Source organism: Arcicella sp. GW822-FHT02H01, assembly GCF_058802005.1.
Genome location: NZ_JBXANT010000001.1, coordinates 1,569,037 through 1,586,435, shown reverse-complemented (window position 1 = coordinate 1,586,435; position 17,399 = coordinate 1,569,037). Strand labels below are relative to the sequence as shown.

Annotated in this window: 15 protein-coding genes; 5 read left to right on the top strand and 10 right to left on the bottom strand. The window is 37.5% G+C overall.

The annotated features are described in order from the left end of the window. Positions 1-121: 121 nt before the first annotated feature. The 6 genes from AC1RNE_RS06800 to AC1RNE_RS06775 form a co-directional block, all read right to left on the bottom strand. Positions 122-814 carry a carbohydrate-binding protein gene (locus AC1RNE_RS06800; RefSeq protein ID WP_492800267.1) on the bottom strand — a complete coding sequence of 231 codons (693 nt, stop codon included), beginning with the start codon at positions 812-814 and terminating at the stop codon, positions 122-124. Between the two features lie 276 nt (positions 815-1,090). Further along, positions 1,091-1,855, bottom strand: a complete 765-nt coding sequence (locus tag AC1RNE_RS06795) for a rhamnogalacturonan acetylesterase (RefSeq protein WP_492800266.1) — start codon at positions 1,853-1,855, stop codon at positions 1,091-1,093. A 91-nt stretch (positions 1,856-1,946) separates the two neighbouring features. Beyond that, positions 1,947-3,077 carry a glycoside hydrolase family 88/105 protein gene (locus AC1RNE_RS06790; protein ID WP_492800265.1) on the bottom strand — a complete coding sequence of 377 codons (1,131 nt, stop codon included), beginning with the start codon at positions 3,075-3,077 and terminating at the stop codon, positions 1,947-1,949. 237 nt (positions 3,078-3,314) lie between these two features. After that, positions 3,315-5,147 (bottom strand): rhamnogalacturonan lyase, encoded by a 1,833-nt coding sequence (locus AC1RNE_RS06785; protein WP_492800264.1) that lies wholly within the window; start codon positions 5,145-5,147, stop codon positions 3,315-3,317. 21 nt (positions 5,148-5,168) lie between these two features. Then, positions 5,169-6,503, bottom strand: coding sequence for a rhamnogalacturonan acetylesterase (locus tag AC1RNE_RS06780; RefSeq protein WP_492800263.1), 1,335 nt, complete (start codon positions 6,501-6,503; stop codon positions 5,169-5,171). Positions 6,504-7,252: 749 nt separating this feature from the next. Beyond that, on the bottom strand, positions 7,253-9,700 hold the full coding sequence (locus AC1RNE_RS06775) for a TonB-dependent receptor (RefSeq protein ID WP_492800262.1): 2,448 nt from the start codon (positions 9,698-9,700) through the stop codon (positions 7,253-7,255). Positions 9,701-10,280: 580 nt separating this feature from the next. Here AC1RNE_RS06775 and AC1RNE_RS06770 point away from each other — a divergent pair. Both AC1RNE_RS06770 and AC1RNE_RS06765 read left to right on the top strand, forming a co-directional pair. Continuing rightward, on the top strand, positions 10,281-10,736 hold the full coding sequence (locus AC1RNE_RS06770) for a hypothetical protein (RefSeq protein WP_492800261.1): 456 nt from the start codon (positions 10,281-10,283) through the stop codon (positions 10,734-10,736). After that, on the top strand, positions 10,736-11,257 hold the full coding sequence (locus AC1RNE_RS06765; RefSeq protein WP_492800260.1) for a MepB family protein: 522 nt from the start codon (positions 10,736-10,738) through the stop codon (positions 11,255-11,257). Before AC1RNE_RS06770 ends, AC1RNE_RS06765 begins: the two co-directional genes overlap by 1 nt. Before the next feature lie 431 nt (positions 11,258-11,688). Here AC1RNE_RS06765 and AC1RNE_RS06760 read toward each other — a convergent pair whose 3' ends face one another. From AC1RNE_RS06760 to AC1RNE_RS06750, 3 genes are all read right to left on the bottom strand, one after another. After that, positions 11,689-12,252 (bottom strand): GNAT family N-acetyltransferase, encoded by a 564-nt coding sequence (locus tag AC1RNE_RS06760; RefSeq protein WP_492800259.1) that lies wholly within the window; start codon positions 12,250-12,252, stop codon positions 11,689-11,691. Between the two features lie 19 nt (positions 12,253-12,271). After that, entirely contained in the window at positions 12,272-12,841 is a 570-nt protein-coding gene (locus tag AC1RNE_RS06755; RefSeq protein WP_492800258.1) for a hypothetical protein, read from the bottom strand. Positions 12,842-13,084: 243 nt separating this feature from the next. Next, the gene (locus AC1RNE_RS06750) at positions 13,085-13,963 is read right to left on the bottom strand and encodes a ChaN family lipoprotein (RefSeq protein ID WP_492800257.1); all 879 of its coding nucleotides are present in this window, start codon (positions 13,961-13,963) and stop codon (positions 13,085-13,087) included. Between the two features lie 137 nt (positions 13,964-14,100). On the opposite strand from AC1RNE_RS06750, the gene AC1RNE_RS06745 reads away from it, so the two are divergent. The 3 genes from AC1RNE_RS06745 to AC1RNE_RS06735 all read left to right on the top strand — a co-directional run bounded on the left by AC1RNE_RS06745 (position 14,101) and on the right by AC1RNE_RS06735 (position 16,383). Further along, the gene (locus AC1RNE_RS06745; RefSeq protein WP_492800256.1) at positions 14,101-15,189 is read left to right on the top strand and encodes a Gfo/Idh/MocA family protein; all 1,089 of its coding nucleotides are present in this window, start codon (positions 14,101-14,103) and stop codon (positions 15,187-15,189) included. 254 nt (positions 15,190-15,443) lie between these two features. Then, the gene (locus tag AC1RNE_RS06740) at positions 15,444-15,920 is read left to right on the top strand and encodes a nuclear transport factor 2 family protein (RefSeq protein WP_492800255.1); all 477 of its coding nucleotides are present in this window, start codon (positions 15,444-15,446) and stop codon (positions 15,918-15,920) included. A 1-nt stretch (position 15,921) separates the two neighbouring features. After that, positions 15,922-16,383 (top strand): DinB family protein, encoded by a 462-nt coding sequence (locus AC1RNE_RS06735; RefSeq protein ID WP_492800254.1) that lies wholly within the window; start codon positions 15,922-15,924, stop codon positions 16,381-16,383. 218 nt (positions 16,384-16,601) lie between these two features. Here the strand turns inward: AC1RNE_RS06735 and AC1RNE_RS06730 are convergent, their stop codons facing one another. Beyond that, positions 16,602-17,300, bottom strand: coding sequence for a fatty acid desaturase (locus AC1RNE_RS06730; RefSeq protein ID WP_492800253.1), 699 nt, complete (start codon positions 17,298-17,300; stop codon positions 16,602-16,604). Between the last annotated feature and the right edge of the window lie 99 nt (positions 17,301-17,399).

Genomic DNA, 17,399 nt, shown 5'->3' with positions numbered 1-17,399 from the left:
TGTTTTTGATTGAAAATTAGCCTTTCATTTCAAAAATAATACAAAAATGTATCAGAATGATACAATAAGAAGAATTCTTTTTTGTACTTATGTTGTGAGCGATTACAAAACTTAAAAACACTTAATCTATCTTCCTAAAATTAATATAATCATAATTCATATTACCTACATCAACAGTATGAATCGTAAAAGTTTGAATGCCTTTTTGAAGTTTAATTGTTGCTATATTATCAAGATAATTCCAGTGATGCCACTGACGCCAAGCGATGGTATCTGCGGCTGCAAAGGTCGAAGGAATGGTAATCTGCCCCGTTTTAGCGACATCATTTACCGAAAAGGAAATTACCCCGTTTTTATTGGCAGTAAACATGATTCCTAATTGATAAGTACCTGCTTGTTGAACGTCGATAGTGTACTTTATCCATTCACCGGGCATCGTCCAGCCCACATATAATTGATTTGGTTTGGTGGGTGCCAAATTATAGCTTGAATTGTCGATGGCTGGGTCTTGAAACTTAGTGTATGAAATATCAACGGGTTCGTTAATACGAAAGGAATGTAAATAACTGCCATCCACTTTATTGAGGCGACCGCTTCCTGAGTTAATGCTATCAGCATCATGATAAGCAATACCTTCACCTCCCAAATCATAGTATTCACATTGCAGTTTTCCTGGGATTTTCTGTGCGCCCTTTTTATACAAAGCATCTTGATAGGGAGTGCCTTTATAAAGGGAAGCCTTTTTTTGAGCACTGACTGACTTTAAAAAACAAATTATTACACAACATAACAGCAACAAGGTATGTTTGGACATTGGAGGAATTGTTTAGAGTTGAATTTTCATAGTCTTCCAAGTTAAGTGTATAAGTCGAAATGTACAAGTTGGTTTGTATGGTTCTGTGGAGAGTAGGGAATCCTTATCCCTAGAGAGAGACTTAAGTTTTATAGATTATCTATAAGTTTGTAAGTTTTTGATAATTAAATAGTTAATCACTAGAAAGGGACTTAAGTCCCTCTCTAGTGATAAGAGCATTGATGGTATGACTCCAAGTCATATCCTCAGTATTTTTGAGATTGGCAATCAGTATGATTACTTTAGATATTTATTCAATTTACATTTTTTCACTCCTTTCAAGCCTTCTACTACTGTCTGAGCGTTCACTTTTGCTCCTTCGTAATTAGTATGTGTATGGTCGATAGGGAAGTAGTTTTTCTTTAAAGTAGCCTCATCCGACTGCTCGTATTTTACTGCAACTAATTCGTTTAAATCTACAAAGAAAGCCCCCGTAGTTTTAGCTGTTTCAGCAGCCCATTTTCCATAAGTATCTCTCGGGATTTTTCCACCTTTCCACACATTGCGTGGCACTGGCGAGAATACGATGGCTTGCGCACCTTTTTCTTTAGTTTCATTGATGTATTTACGCATGTACCAGCCGTAAGTATGTACGGTTTCATGTTTTTTAGTCATCATGTTATCAATCTCTTCGGTCTCTTCGCCGATTCCTTTGATGCTTCCTCTGGCACGTGTACTGTCATTCAATGCTCCGCCGTCATTATGACCAAACTGTATCATCACATAATCTCCTTTTTTAAGATTAGCCATGATTTTATCCCAACGTCCTTCTGTCAAGAATGTACGGCTACTTCTGCCACCAATCGCATGGTTTTCGATATGGATTTTAGTGGTATCAAAATAATCTTGAATTACACTTCCCCAACCCCATTGTCCGTCAGAACCTTTACCTGAGCCATTTCTCACGGTAGAATCACCGATGATATACAGCGTAGGTTTTTCTTTTTTAAAGAAGGTAAAAGAAAGAAAAATAATACTTGATAGAATTAAAATGCGCTTCATGTTGTTGTTTTTATACTTTGATTATCAAATTTATTCCTATTAGCTGGTGACTTAAGTCACCAGCTAATAGGAAGGATTAACGCTTAACCGCCTATTTCATTTTCAGAACCTCTGAACCTGCTAATAAGAAACAGCCTAGTCCGAAATCTTCAAAATCTGGTTGTTTGTCAACGCTCAAAGGCTGTCCGTCTTTAGGTTCTTTTCCTGTGCCTTGTACATAACCCAAAAATCCATTAGGTTGTACACAGTCTTTCAGCATCGCATTGCTTGCTTTGGCGATGATAGGCAAGTATTGTTTTTTGCTCAATAGTCCGTGGTTGATACCCCATGCCATGCCATAAGTAAACAAAGCCGTACCTGTTAATTCTTTACCACCGAAATCAGTTTCATCAGTTAAGCTTACATTCCAGAAGCCATCAGCACGTTGAAGTGGAGGCAAGGCTTTCATCATTTCTAAGTAAGTCTTTTGGTATTCTTCACGATGGGGGGCGTTTTTAGGCATAATTTCTAAAACCCTTACTAACGCAGCCACTACCCAGCCATCTCCACGCGACCAGTAACAGTTTTTACCAGCAGGCGTTTTATAAGGAGGGTCAAAATCTTTATCTCTCCACCAAAGTCCTTCAGCAGGGTTATATAATCCCTTGTCTCCATGAATCGTCTTGGTATGCATATACATCTCATACATCTTTTCGTAATAACGATCATCTTTGTAGATTTGTCCTAAACGAGCAAACACAGGCATTGCCATTTGCAAAGCATCTACCCACGACCAATCGTCTTTTTTAGTACTGTTTACCATGCTATCGATTGATGCTTTGATATCACGGATTCTTTCAGGTTTTTGGTCAATCAAATACAAATCCAAATAGGTTTGTCCACAACATTGGTCATCGCCATTACGAGTTTTGATGCCATTACGCAAACCCCATTTATGGGCTTCTCCCCATGCCACGGCATAGTCATAATAACGTTTTTGTTTGTCAACACTATACAAGGCCATCAACCCTTCATAATATACCCCCCGTGTCCAAATATTACTTGGACGAGTTTTATCAGGACGCACAATCGGGGCAGAAACATCAGCCCATTTGGTCATAAAATAATCGTTGGCTACTGTTAAAGCCTTTAACATTTCCTGCTTTTTAGGAAGTTTCTGTGCCTGTAGCTGACAGATACTTATCAGTGCAAGAAGACAGAGCGTTGTTATGTTTTTTTTCATATCTTTTGTTTGAGTTAGTTGTGAGTTAGTGAATTGTGAGTTAGTGAATTAGTGATTGAGTGATTGTTTTTAGTTGTGAGTTGTGAATGAGGGAATTGTGAGTTAGTGATTGTTTTAGCTGCAAATGAATGATAGATGTGTTATAATATTTATCAACTCATTGACTTTCAATTTACTAACTCGTAACTCGCAACTAAATCAATCACTCAATCACAAATCACTCACTCACTCAATAATTTACTTCACTTTTATATTCGCCTTCGGTGGAGTTTTCATGCCTGTTCCTAAAAAGTAGCTTGTATGTGGCGGTTGGTTATAGCCTACATTTTGCCAAGCGATGCTTAGTCGGTATTGCGGGTCGTGCATCAACGTCGGTAAACGGTGTTCTGTAGGAATCGTCGTTGAAAAAATACGCAATTCCTTTTTATCGTTGGTTTTAAAAATTACCTCCTCACGCCAGTCGCCAAATAAATCGGCACTCAATGCAGGCGTTGATTTTGTACCATTGTTTGAAGAACAGTTTTCCGCAGTAAACAACCTGCTCACTTTGTATTTGTCGATATGGTTGCCATCTAGTAGCTCGCGCGATAAATCACCATCCCACCAAATCACAAAGTTGGTTGAACTCGGATTATCACCAATTTTATCACCTTTTGCATTAAACAGTCCGCCTGAGCCCGACCACCACATTTCTGCCCCTTCGTTACTAGGGTCAATGTCTTCGGCTACACCTCTGCCAGCGTCTTGTCCTTCATTTTTACGCCAGATGATTTCACCCGTTTTAGCATCATACAAAGCAGCACCTGGACCTTCGGTTTTTTCTTCAATTTCATGTACACCAAATACTTCTAAGCCAGGGCGAGAAGGGTCTAAATCTGTAACGTGCAGTGCATCACCATGACGCAAGCCAGTCGTAAACAACCCCTGCCCGTTATCATCAACGACCATTGAGCCATAGACAATTTCATCTTTGCCGTCAGCATCCACATCTGCTACCGTTAAGTTATGATAACCCTGTCCTGAAAAAGGGTTACTGCCATCTTTAGAATCAAACACCCAACGAGAGGTTAGCTTGCCACCACGCCAGTCCCAAGCAGCTAAAACGGTTCTTCCGTAATATCCACGACACATGATTACGCTCGGTAGTTTTCCATCTAAATAAGCCACACATGCCAAGAAACGGTCGCTACGATTACCTGATTTGTCATTGCCACCGTTTCCACCTTTGCCACCCCATCCGCCAAGGTCACCTCTGGCAGGGATATAATCGGTAGTCGCTAAAGCCGCACCAGTTAAGCCATCAAAAATGGTAAAGAACTCTGGGCCATCTAAAATCTTGCCATCAGCATTTCTATAGTCAGCCTTAGCATCGCCTATTACTTTGCCTTTGCCATCGATTGTAGCATCAGCCGTTTTACAAGCAAATTCAGCCTTCCCGTCACCGTCAAGGTCATATACCATAAACTGCGTGTAATGTGCCCCATCACGAATGTTTTTACCTAAATTAATTCTCCACAGTAATGTGCCATCTAGCTTATATGCTTCAAAAATAGGCTCATCAGTAACCCCTTTCTGAGAGTTATCTTTAGCGATACCTGTTTGATGAAGGATGATTTCGTACACACCATCACCATCTAAATCACCTACCGACGCGTCGTTTGGAGTATATCTGTCAGGCGTTTGTAAAGGAATAGAAAGATAGTTTTGTGCAGGGGAATTAGCTGCTAGTACAAAAGACTCACTCGCATTTCCTTCTGTTTTACCCGTAATAGTCTTCACGAAATAGGTATTTACTTTAGCAGAATCTACCTTTTCATCTACGAAGTTGGTACCTTTTGTCAAAGGCTCTTTATTAAGCTTAACGGCTTTGGCATTGCCTGTTGTTTTGTAAAGGTTGAATTTGGTATCAGGTGCTTCCGTACCCAATAAACGCCAGCTTACAAATACTTTCCCACCGCCTTGGTTGATGGCGATGATACCTCTGTTGAGGTTTTCCATTAAACGTTGTGCCGACGTTTGGAACGATACTGCACAAAGGAAAATGATACTTTTTAAAATAGTTAATTTCATTGTTAGTTGAGTTAGAGCGTCTTAATTACCATCAGGTTTAACAACATGTACTAGTGGACTGTGGGGAAAATTAAAGCTAGCTTCGTCGTCTGGATGAGCAGGGTCGAAACTAGGTAAATCACTGATGATTGATGTAGCAATGCCTAATTTTGCTTGCTTAATGCCCTCAATGATACATTTGGCTATTTCATAAGCACCATAATTGCTAAAGTGCGTGTTGTCGTGGATAGCCTTTGTTTGCTCAGGGAAAGTATTGGCTTCGTAATGCACAAAGGCTTTCATTGATTTGTCGGGTCCCATCGTTTCAAAAAGCACTTTGCTCATGGCATTCAAATCTATCAAAGCTACATTTTCGTCTTTCGCTACCTGACGCATCGCATCGGGAAAGTCGCCTAGTGTGTTGATGATTTTACCACTATCATCAAAATTTCTTCTAAGCATAGAAGTTACCAACACGGGAATGCCACCTTTTTCTTTTGTTTTCTGAATGTATGATCTTAGAAATTCCTTGTACGTCGTATTTGCTTCAACGCCAGAGCCCGCCTTTTGGTCGTTATGGGCGAATTCTATAAAGAAATAATCTCCAGCTTTCATTAGGCTCATTACTTTATCCAAACGTTTGGCACCTGCAAAACTTTTGATAGTCTCTCCTGATTCAGCATAATTGGCAAAAACTACCTCCTTGGCTTTAAAGAACCTAGGAATCATTTGTCCCCAAGCCGCATAAGGTTCTTGGATTTGGTCTACTACCGTTGAATTGCCTGCTAAAAAAACAGTTATAACTGAATCATCTGCTTTAGTGATTTCTAAGCCACAGATTTTAGGATTCACATCAGCGAATTCAAATGTCAACTGATTATCCCAATGCAAGTATTCAAATTCCCTCGGTTTAAGTTTTACACTTTCAGTATCATTGATACGAGGAGTTCTTACATTTACCGTAAATTCTTTGGTTTCAACTTTGCCTGTTGGTGTAATTATTTTCTCTAACATCAACCTGCGGTTTTCCACTTTCACGGTGGTGGTTGAAGTGCCTTTTGTATCTCCTAGGTATAACTTTACATTATAATTCCCTTCTGGAATATCTACCGTAAAATAGAAAGACTGCGTACTGGTACAGAAATCTGAGGTCAACGCATCTTTACCTTTTCTGGTTTCTGAAACGATGGGTGCATTTGGCAAAAAGCCAAAACCTTTTTCTTTGGTGTAAACGGATTCAGGCAAGACCTGTGTATATCCTTTAGCAACTTTTCCAGCACCAAAGTCAAATTTGAAGCTAGTTGGCGATTGAGCAAAAGTGTACAAAGAAGAAAATGTGGAAATAATACCCAATAATAATCCCTTAAATTTATTCATCTTGAATGTGATAGCGTTGAATTATGTATAAAGTCCTATAAAAAAAGAAATCGTTGTATTAAAATAAGACTATCTTATCTTTTTTAAATGATAATACAAATTAAGGGTTACAACGCTCTAAAACTCTCCTGTGGTCTCACGGGGTAGGTATAGTAGGGTTTTTGGGGACAAAAAATAGCTTAATCAGGGAACAATAAATATTCCCATCCATAAAAAAACTGCGCAAGATTTTTTGATTTTAACAAAAACACGGAAGATAACAGGCTGTAAAACTTTATATAAATATAGCGATTTTTCTTTTAAAAACAAAACCTTTCCACCTGATTTTTGCCCTTGATTTTGTCATAGCAATCAAAGGCAAAAAAAATAAAGCATTGTTATTCATCTTAACAACAATACTTTTTTTTATCATTGTTGTTGTTATTGTTTTAATGGTTTATATAGTTTTCTTAAGTTTTAATAGTTTTATTATACTAGCTTTGCTTCTGCAGTGCTGTGGTAGTTGCTCCTGCTTTGCTTCTACAGTGCTGTGGTATTTGCTTCTGCTTTGCTTCTGCAGTGCTGTGGTATTTTTTACCAAAGCAAAAGATAGGCATTTCACTACAAGACTATGTAGTATTAGTCATGCAAGGAGTGGAAATAGTTGCTTATATTTTATAACGCTCATAATATACGTTGATGGATAATTTTAAAAAATAGGAAGGGTTTCATTGATGGCATGACTTCAAGTCATGCCATCAGTAATCAATCTAATTATTAAAATCAACATCTGGACGCGTAATTTTTTGCTCCTTCTTCTTGGCAGCAGTGCTGTTACCTATTGGCAATTGCAAGGTGATTTTATAAAATCTTACTTCCCTTCTGTTCATCGACTCTTGGTATGACGTTGGCTGGTCGTAAATCGTAATAGGTTTTCTTGAATTAAAAATATCATTAATCGTAAACAATACGCTAGCCTTGTTGTTCATAAAGCTTTTTCTAAGGGCAAAGTCCATTGCTTTTATCCCTTGACGATAGCCTTGTAGTTGTGCCGATTTGCTGTCATAATTTGAATTCAATTGAGCCGAAATACTGTTGCTTACTTTATAAGTAATGTTCAACTTACTATTAAAACGCCATAACCTTTTTTCATAATCTGCCGATTTCAATACCATATTGAGTACATTCAAATTGGCTAAGAAGTTAAGGCGTTTACCTATCGCAAAAGTCAATGTATTATCAAAACCTGTTTGAATATCAGCCTGTGCATTAATAAAGGTAGTGACGTATACAGAAGGGTCTGTTGGCGACGCTTGTACAATTTGCTTAATAGTGTTGTCTTCATATACGTAATAGAAGCTCGACAGCCAGTTTACCTTTCCTAACGAAGTATTATAGTTCAACTCAGCAGTATTAACAAACTCAGGTTGAATTTGTGGATTACCAATCGTAATATTCTGTTTATCATTTGCCTGAATTCCGACAAACAATTGTCTGAAATTAGGACGACCAACTTTTCTGCTAAAATTAATACCAACCTCCGAGTCGGCATTCAGTTTTTTACTGATAGATAGCGAAGGGAACAACGCTTTAATTAAATTAGAGCCGTCGCTTGAGGGAAATTTATAGCCAAAGCTAGATTTAGCATCAAGGTTTGAAATGCCCGTCAGGCTCGACTGTTCAAAGCGTAAGCCAGCTTCAAAACTAACATTCCTTTTCCATTTGGTAGCATACATCACATAAACAGCATTGATGGTTTCTGTAATGTTAGCATCCTGTGAAAAATCCTTCTGAAGAATCAAGGTATTACTTGCTTCATCTAGTTTTGAAAAAAGATATTGTTGGTCACGTATATAGGTATAGCTTCTTACGCCCATCTCAAGCTTAGTAGAATCGTTGATAGGTTTTACATAATCCAATTGGGCAAGTATCTGGCTTCCCACGGTATTTCCTGCAATAATATCCGTTTCAGGAAACCCCGCCTGACTATTCCCATCGGCATTCAAAGCCGTTGTAAACCAATTGGCAGCATTCGATAAATTATTTCTGGTAAACGAACTCACAAAACTCAACGTTCTTCCTTTCTGAGCAAAATTATGCTTCCAGTCGAATTCAAGACCCACGTTATTAAAAGTGTTGTGCGGTTTCGTAGTTCTGCCACCATAACTTACTAATGCCTTATTAGCATCTAAATTCTGATACTGTTGGTTGGTCTCTGAATTATATTCACCCGTCACATAACTACCCGCCAACGAAAGTGTATTAGCTTTATCAAGGTTATAATCTGTTGCCAAACGTATATTATGAAAAAGGTTGTTCAAGGAAACATCCGTATTTTGATTATAATAACTTGCAATAACCCCTGTATTAGTGAAGTTTGTACGATAAGCATAACCATTCAGCGGATTTTTGGTCGCATTAAAGTTATAGATGGTTGAAAAATTCCATTTTCCTTGGTTCACATTCAGGTTTACCATGCCATCATACCGTGAATTATTGCCAATACCTACACTTGCGGTACCGTTATAACCAGCCTCACGATTTTTCTTCAAAATCAAGTTGACAATTCCGCCCGAAGCCGCTGCTTCATACTTAGCCGAAGGGTTTGAAATTACTTCAACCGATTCAATTTGTCCCGCTGGAATTTGTGCTAAACTCAATTGTGTGGGTTTACCGTTGATATAAATCGTAGCCCCCATATTCCTTAAATTAGCAGAGCCATCTGCATTAATAGTTAACGAAGGCAAATTACGCAGTAGATTCTCAGCCGTACCACCTACCGTAGTGAGGTTTCGTTCTACATTAAAAACCCTCTTGTCCATCCCCATTGAGGTAGTACTTTTGGTGGCCGTTACCGTTACTTCCTTCAACATTTTAGGCTCTGGCAACAGAGAGATGTCAGCCAAGACAGTCTCCAGATTGGTTAATTCAACAACTTGCTCATAGTTCTGATAGCCTACAAAAGATACCCTGATTTTAAGTTTTTCAGCAGGCAAATTAGTGAGTTGAAACATGCCTAATTCGTTAGCATTAACGCCTTTGAGCAAAGAATCTTTTCCAGTTTCAAGCGATTTTAATACAATAACAGAAGCAAAAGGGAGAGGCTCTTTAGTAGTACCATCAATCAATTTACCAGATAGGCTGTTACTTGGTTTAGTTTGTGCAAAGACAAAAAAGTTACTCATGACAAGTAACACTACAATTAGTAATTTATTCATACGATTTTATATAAATGCTGATGTATTATTGATTTTGATGAAACAAAGTTAAGGAAGGATTCTGTAAGGAATCTGAAGTTGATAATAATCCTTGTACTAGGCTTAGATTTTTCAAGAGCTAAAAAGTTTAAAGGGGAAGGTGTAGGTTGATGATAATTTATTTTTAGTGAGGGACTTAAGTCCCTCGCTAGAGATGAGAGATTTAATGGCTGGTTTTAAAGACTATTTATGTACATTTAAGCTAATTTAATCAATAATAACATTTCCATTTCAACTTTTTAAAAGATGTGGGTAATCAGTAGGACTTAATTCCCTCGCTAAAAATAAAGATTGAAACCCAAAAATATTCTTCAACCGTGGTCTGTGGCACACAGAACATAATAGTTGACTATTTTGGTTGGTAAAGCCATGGATATGAAAATTTAGTTTTGTGTTCTGTGTACCACAGACCACGGGTTAGAACACGCGTGATAATAATACCATGACACGCTTCATCAAAGGCGTGTCTTTGTTTTCTATCTGGATAGTACAAGCTACAAATTCAAGGGAATAATTTGATTTTTGTAAAAAACTAAAAACTATGAAAATAACAACTAGAATTATTTTAGGGGGACTGCTATGTTCTACCATGTTTGCTTGTAAAGTTAAAGAAAAAGAGAGCCTTCCTATCATTGGCACATGGGAATTGGTTTCGGCAGAAACCATTGAAAAAGATACTTCCTTTTCAACCTTTAACACGAAAGTAAAAATGATTAAAATTATCAACCCCAGTCATTTTGCTTTTTTAAGCCACCCAATTGCTAAACAAGATTCAGCCATTGCCTTTACAGCGGGTGGAGGTGAGTATACGTTGGTAGATAGTGTTTACACTGAATACTTAGAGTATTTTATCGACAAAAATTGGGAGAATAATAAATTCACTTTTGTCGTGAAAATCCAGAACGATACTTTAATCCAAAAAGGCGTAGAGAAGCTAGAAAAACTAGGCGTCGACCGCGTAATTGTGGAGAAATATATAAGAGTAAAAAATAAGTAATGAAATCAAAAAACGAATTATATACTAATGATTTTCTCCTTGCTAAAGCATTAGTATATAATCAATGTAGTGTCAATTGTACTACACCTACTCCAGAAGCTGAAAGTGCTGAATATGGTGCTTGTGATTTTAAGCTTGATAGTCTAAATATCAAATATCGTATGGCTAAAATTACACCAACAAAAACGGGGCAATTTGTTACCTTATGGAAAAGAAATAACGAAGGAATTATTGAACCTTACGACATTGATGATGAGATAGATTTAGTAGTAATTAGCGCCAGAAGTGACAATCATTTTGGGCAATTTATCTTTCCTAAGGCTGTTTTACTCCAAAAAGGGATATTGTCAGGTAATCATAAAGAAGGGAAAAGAGCCCTTAGAGTATATCCTCCTTGGGATATTGCCAATAGCAAACAAGCTTTGAAGACCCAACAATGGCAATTAGCGTATTTCTTAGAAATTCCAGAGGATGGATTGGTAGATTTAGTTTTGGCAAAACGATTGTTTGGTAATTTCTAACTTATCACTAGCGAGGGACTTAAGTCCCTCGCTAGTGATAAGTTATTGATTTTGAAATACTTATATGCTTGTGGCTAAAAATTATAACCGTGGTCTGTGGCACACAGAACACAAAGCTAAATTTTCATATCAATGTTTTTATAAGCCAAAATAGTCAAATGTTGTGTTCTGTGTGCCACAGAACACGGGTTAGGCATACAGAATACGGATTAATAACTTCCTCTTAGCGAGCGACTTATTAAGATTCATGAAATAATCGTTCTTTTAGCCTTTGTTAGCTACACATCAAAATTATGATGACGTAGGATTGTTGAACATAGAGGACTTTCTTGGAACAATCTGTAAAAACATTAACCAAAATACAAAAGGAACGGTTATTTTATGAAAGCTAATAAGTCGCTCGCTAAGAGGAAGTTATTAATTATGAACTACTATTCCCTCAAATCCCACACTACCACTTCCCAAAGCTCAGGATAGGTAGTATCAAAATATTCGTGAATAATTTCAAAGCCTACTCTTTTGTGGGCTGCCAAAGAACGAGTATTACGTTTGGCAATTTCGGTAACGCATAGCTCAAATTTATCTGACAATTCAGTTTTATGTTTGGCGTATAGTCCATCAAAAAGTCCTTGCCCACGATAGCCCTCCGCCACACAAATTTGCCCCATTGCATAATAGCGGTAATCTTTCACCAATTTGCCTTTATATTCCAGTTCATCGAGCATCGTAAACATGGCAGTAAGCACGGGGATATCATTTCTAAAACTTTCGGGCATTACCAATGCATAGCCCACCACTTGGTCGCCATCTTTGGCAATGATTTGCGGATAGGCATCATTCATGCGAGCAAGCAATTTGAAATTATGAACAACCGTTACAAAGCCTTGGTCGTTGGCTACATTCTCTGAAATATTTCGGGTTAAGTTCTTTTGTTGTAAATCCAATAACTGCCAGATTTCTTCGTCTTTAGTAATAGTGGTGAAAATTACGCTCATTGCTTTTGTAAGGAAAATATTAGTTTAATCGTCGTGTCATTAATGCTTTGATTACTTCATAAAATTGTCGGGGAGCTAATACTCGCCAATTTACTACATCTAGCGTTCCGCCAAAGTTAAGATAATAATCTAGTCGAAATTTTGTCCATTCCTGTTGGATAAATTCTCTGAAATTACAGGCTGCTATCCAGCCATCTTCTACCTCTTCAAACCATTCAGCATAATAATCGTCCTCGTGGCTCCCGTGGAAATTCAGCACGTTTTCGCCCACCAAGATAAATTGATTGATACCTTGATTGATGAGGTGGTCTATCACATTTCGTTTAAACCACATGATATCATTGTGGAGGGTATCATTCCATTCACCAAACATTTCGATGATGACAAAACGGAGGTCGTAATCACAAAATAATATCTTACAATATAATGTTTCCGATTCAAATTCATCCCAAAAAGGATGAATAAAGTAGCCATAAATATCGTGTTCATAATAGGACGTATTATAAAGACGCTCATAAAAAGGTGAGCGTGGATCTTTGGAAGCTACATAAAGGTTTTCCCAATTATAAAATGGTTCTATGTCTTGCATTTTTTTAATTGTGAGTTAGTGAGTTGTGAGTTAGTGATTGTTTTTAGTTAGTGATTGAGTGAGTTGTGAATTAGTGATTGTTTTTAGTTAGTGATTGAGTGAGTTGTGAGTTGGTGATTGTTTTTTAATTAGTGATTTAATATTTCCTTCTTTTTCTCTAATTCCCAACATCCTAAAGTCTAATATCTTGTGTCTAAAATCCTTTAGTCTTCTAGTCATAAAGTCCTTTAGTCCTTAACCCCCTCAGTAGCTTTTCGTCATATCATCAGGAATAGCAATAATAAAGTCTGCTGAGTTTTTAGCTTTGTCTGATGGATGTTCAATGTCACTTTCTTCAATCGTGCTAATCGTCACGATTTTCAACGCAGGATTCTTTCTTTTCAAATGCCAAACTATCCCTTCAAAATTATTTGAATGATAACTTCCATTATAATGTAAAAAACACTGTTCTTGTTGCCAATTCTTTAAAATAAAGTTTGCCATTGTGGCATCCTTAATAATTTGTGCTTTGGTAATATTTTCTGCAGAGATATTGGAGCCACCACTGCCGTGCATACCGCCCATCTTCATCATTTCGGCATAGGCAGGCAATGTTAAATCTACTTCGATGGGTAGGGGAGCAATATTCTTTTTGGCATCTTCTGATAGTTGATTGAGGGCTTCTAATCCACCTTTTGATACCATACTGGCATATCTACGAGGAATATTAGAGGCTACAAAGTTCAATTTATTTTTCAACGCAAAATCTAACAAAGGCTTATAATCAGTTTGATAATTTTGCCATACTTTTGCTTCGGTTTCCAATTGTTTGGCAGTAATAAAACCTTTGAGGTATTCTGTCAACACAGTTTGGTTATCCGCCTCAAACATTTCGGCACCGAGTACCAATTTTTCTTTTTTGAGCGCAAATAAATCCTTAGTAACCTGTAATTCAAGCCAATGATTTAAAGAATTATCATGTAATTCACCAAAGAAAACAATATCGGCTGTTGCCAATTCTTTTATCATCTTTTGGTAAGAAGTTTCTTTTAATTGCTTGTTATAAAGCATATAAGCAGGTTTGTCTGCTGATAACGAACAAGTAAATAGGAGGAAGGCAATGGCATAAAAATAAGTTTTCATAAAGGTATTTTATTGAGTGAATGTCGATGACGAATAGTTTAAAAATGTATTCGTTAAAATTAAGAAAATCAATTGAAATACTGTTAACTATACAAGACTGAATAACGATAAACCCCATTTTATATTCCTGATTAACTATGAAAAACACACGGAGAGATTTCCTAAAAACCTTTGCGGCTACGTCGCTTACTGTTCCTATGCTTTCAGCTTTACAAGCCGAAGCCGCTTTTCCTGAGAAAAAATTAGGCGTTGCCTTGGTAGGTTTGGGTTATTATGCTACCTATCAATTAGCCCCAGCACTAGAAAAAACGACTAATTGCCGATTAGTTGGTATCGTGACGGGCACGCCTGAAAAAGCGGAAACTTGGAAGAAAAAGTATAATATTCCAGACAAAAATATCTACAATTATCAAAATTTTGACCAAATTGCCAACAATCCAGACATTGATGTGGTGTATGTGGTATTGCCCAATTCAATGCACCACGAGTTTACCCTTCGTGCTGCCAAAGCTGGCAAGCACGTGATTTGCGAAAAACCGATGTCTGTTTCGGTAAAAGAAGCCGAAGAAATGATTGCTGCCTGCAAAGCTGCCAATGTTCAGTTGGCTATTGGTTATCGTTTGCATTACGAACCATTTACCAACGAAGTAATGCGTTTGGCAAAAGACAAAGATTTTGGCAAGGTTACTTTTGTAGAGGCAAGTTTCGGATTTCCGTTGCGTGACTTAAAAGCGTGGCGATTGAACCCTAAATTGTCAGGCGGAGGGCCAATGATGGATGTGGGGATTTATGCCTTAAATGCGGCTAGGTATGCCACCGGCGAAGAACCAATTTCAGTGACGGCACAAACCGTAAAAACACGACCAGATATATACTTACCAGGCGTAGAAGAAACGCTTTTCTGGCAAATGAAATTTCCGAGTGGAGCGGTTTCAAACCATACTACTACTTATAACAGTGGTTTGCAACGTTTGTATGTAGGCTATGAAAATGGAAATTTAGAGATGTCGCCCGCCTATGATTATGGTCCATTAAAAGGAAAAACATCAAAAGGAGAAATGAAATTGCCAATCGTTTATCATCAAGTACTTGAACTGGATGGTATTTGCGACTGTATTATCAATAACAAACCTAATATTACCCCTGGAGAAGAAGGTTTAAGAGATATGAAACTGATTGAAGCTATTTTTAAAGCAGCTAAGACGGGTAAGGAAGTGAAGGTGTAGCTTTTTTTAGCTATAAGCTATAAGCTATAAGCTATAAGCAGTGAGCTATGAGATTTTATGTGTGTTTGCCTAAAATAGGTTGACATAAATATCAACTTATTTATAAGCAAATAGAAATTAAATTCAATTATTATATTTTTGACTATGTTAATGTAGAGGTTTGATAAGTTAAAGAAATCTCATAGCTCACTGCTCAAAACTCACTGCTCAAAACTCACGGCTCAAAGCTCACAGCTCACAACTCAAAACTTAATATGACTCCCAACGAAACACTAATACAGACATTTTATGAAGCTTTTAAGGTAAAAGACTTCAAGACAATGGGTGATTGTTATCATCCAGAAGCTACCTTTAAAGACGAAGCCTTTGACTTGAAAGGCAAAGAAATTCCTGCCATGTGGCGAATGCTTTGCGGAGTAGGAGCAAGCACCATCATAGAATATTCAGATGTAAAAGCAGATGACAATACAGGGCAGGCACACTGGGAGGCGTGGTACACTTTCTCGCAATCGGGCAATAAAGTGCATAATATCATAGAGGCTAGTTTTACTTTTAAAGACGGTAAGATTCTCACGCATCGTGATAAATTCAGTTTTTATCGCTGGTCGTCGCAGTCGTTAGGAATGATAGGAAAGCTCTTAGGTTGGACTCCCTTCTTGAAAAAACAAGTAAGAGAGCGAGCTATGGGAAACCTTCGTAAATTTATCGCCAAACATCCCGAATATCAATAGCATGGAAACAGTAGTCGCTACCCTTCAAGATAGAATTACAGCAGTAGAAAACTATATTTCGCAATGCTCAGAAGCTGAACTAGCAACCAAAGGAAGTCCAGAGAAGTGGTCTAAGAAAGAAGTATTAGGACATCTGATAGATTCTGCCCAAAGTAATATTCGCAGAATGGTAGTAGGGCAATATCAAGAAAATGCACATATTATTTACCGACAAAACGAATGGGTAAAAGCCGCTGATTACCAACATTATGATAGCAAAGATTTACTGCAATTGTGGGTGTTGTTAAACAAGCATTTTTGTAGGGTGTTGCTTAATTTACCCAAAGAGAACTATGACACTATCACTAATTGGGGAAATGCAACGACCCCTATGTTGGGACAAGAGTTAGTGACCCTTGAATTTGTGGCAAATGATTATGTTCGCCATCTTGACCATCATTTGAAACAATTAGGACTTTCTTAGTTTTGAGTTTTGAATGTGAAGTGAATTTAGAAAGCTGAATAAAGCCAATCCCGAAGGGATATCAGGATTATAGACAAGAAAATAGCAAATAAGCTAAAACCCCAAAGGGGTGATACAGGAATTCTTTACAACTTTTCTTTCACCCTTTCAGGGTTCTGTAAACAACAATGCAATCATTGCTATAATCCTGACATCTCTTCGGGATTTACATTTCCCTTTTATGCTTTATTATTTATCAATTCTTCTTGTTCTTTAGCCTCCGCCAATTTCCACCAAGGTAAATAGGGGTAAGCATGGTGTTCGTGATGATAACCAAAAAAATAGCAAGAAATAAACGCCACAACATGGTTTAGTTTTTGGCTACGAGCTTTGTGGAGGTCGTGGGCTTCATGTTCGCCACGGTGGGGGAGGTATGTGCCAAAATAAAAAAGCTGTAGCGTACTCAGAATAGCAGGAATTTCCCAAAATACAATGAGGTTTTCCATCGGATACACCAGCTTTAATAAATTATAAGTAATAGCCATCAACAAAATCTGCCAGAGGGTTACATATTCTAAAGCGAACTTCAAATACCATCTGAAAAACCCTCCTGCATAATAATCTGGGTCTTCATCGGTCACTACGTTTTTATGGTGTAGATGATGCTTCTTTGATAATTTATAATAATTATTAAAGGCAAAAAGCGTAGCACAAACAAAGCCAATGGCATTATTCAATCGTTTGTTATCGGGTGTCACTACGCCATGAATTGCATCGTGAGCAGTAATAAAAATGCCTGTGTACAACTGCATTTGTATTAATATAAAAACATACACCAAAGGATTAGCGAAATCGATTGGGTAATTCAGTAAATATAATAGCGACAATGCCCAAAGCGAAATGATGCTGATGGCAAAGAATAGTCCTTTATGTCTCATGGAAAAGATGTACCCGAGCAAGTAATTTCAGTTTAATACGTTAAAAACTCATTTATCCGTAACTTTGTTATGAAGATAACAACAAATCATTGCTTCACT

Excerpts from the sequence above, each read along its gene's own strand:
- AC1RNE_RS06780 (WP_492800263.1), bottom strand. The coding sequence starts at position 6,503 with ATGAATAAATTTAAGGGATTATTATTGGGTATTATTTCCACATTTTCT.
- AC1RNE_RS06745 (WP_492800256.1), top strand. The coding sequence starts at position 14,101 with ATGAAAAACACACGGAGAGATTTCCTAAAAACCTTTGCGGCTACGTCG.
- AC1RNE_RS06800 (WP_492800267.1), bottom strand. The coding sequence starts at position 814 with ATGTCCAAACATACCTTGTTGCTGTTATGTTGTGTAATAATTTGTTTT.
- AC1RNE_RS06750 (WP_492800257.1), bottom strand. The coding sequence starts at position 13,963 with ATGAAAACTTATTTTTATGCCATTGCCTTCCTCCTATTTACTTGTTCG.
- AC1RNE_RS06740 (WP_492800255.1), top strand. The coding sequence starts at position 15,444 with ATGACTCCCAACGAAACACTAATACAGACATTTTATGAAGCTTTTAAG.
- AC1RNE_RS06760 (WP_492800259.1), bottom strand. The coding sequence starts at position 12,252 with ATGAGCGTAATTTTCACCACTATTACTAAAGACGAAGAAATCTGGCAG.
- AC1RNE_RS06735 (WP_492800254.1), top strand. The coding sequence starts at position 15,922 with ATGGAAACAGTAGTCGCTACCCTTCAAGATAGAATTACAGCAGTAGAA.
- AC1RNE_RS06730 (WP_492800253.1), bottom strand. The coding sequence starts at position 17,300 with ATGAGACATAAAGGACTATTCTTTGCCATCAGCATCATTTCGCTTTGG.
- AC1RNE_RS06785 (WP_492800264.1), bottom strand. The coding sequence starts at position 5,147 with ATGAAATTAACTATTTTAAAAAGTATCATTTTCCTTTGTGCAGTATCG.
- AC1RNE_RS06775 (WP_492800262.1), bottom strand. The coding sequence starts at position 9,700 with ATGAATAAATTACTAATTGTAGTGTTACTTGTCATGAGTAACTTTTTT.
- AC1RNE_RS06755 (WP_492800258.1), bottom strand. The coding sequence starts at position 12,841 with ATGCAAGACATAGAACCATTTTATAATTGGGAAAACCTTTATGTAGCT.
- AC1RNE_RS06765 (WP_492800260.1), top strand. The coding sequence starts at position 10,736 with ATGAAATCAAAAAACGAATTATATACTAATGATTTTCTCCTTGCTAAA.
- AC1RNE_RS06770 (WP_492800261.1), top strand. The coding sequence starts at position 10,281 with ATGAAAATAACAACTAGAATTATTTTAGGGGGACTGCTATGTTCTACC.
- AC1RNE_RS06795 (WP_492800266.1), bottom strand. The coding sequence starts at position 1,855 with ATGAAGCGCATTTTAATTCTATCAAGTATTATTTTTCTTTCTTTTACC.
- AC1RNE_RS06790 (WP_492800265.1), bottom strand. The coding sequence starts at position 3,077 with ATGAAAAAAAACATAACAACGCTCTGTCTTCTTGCACTGATAAGTATC.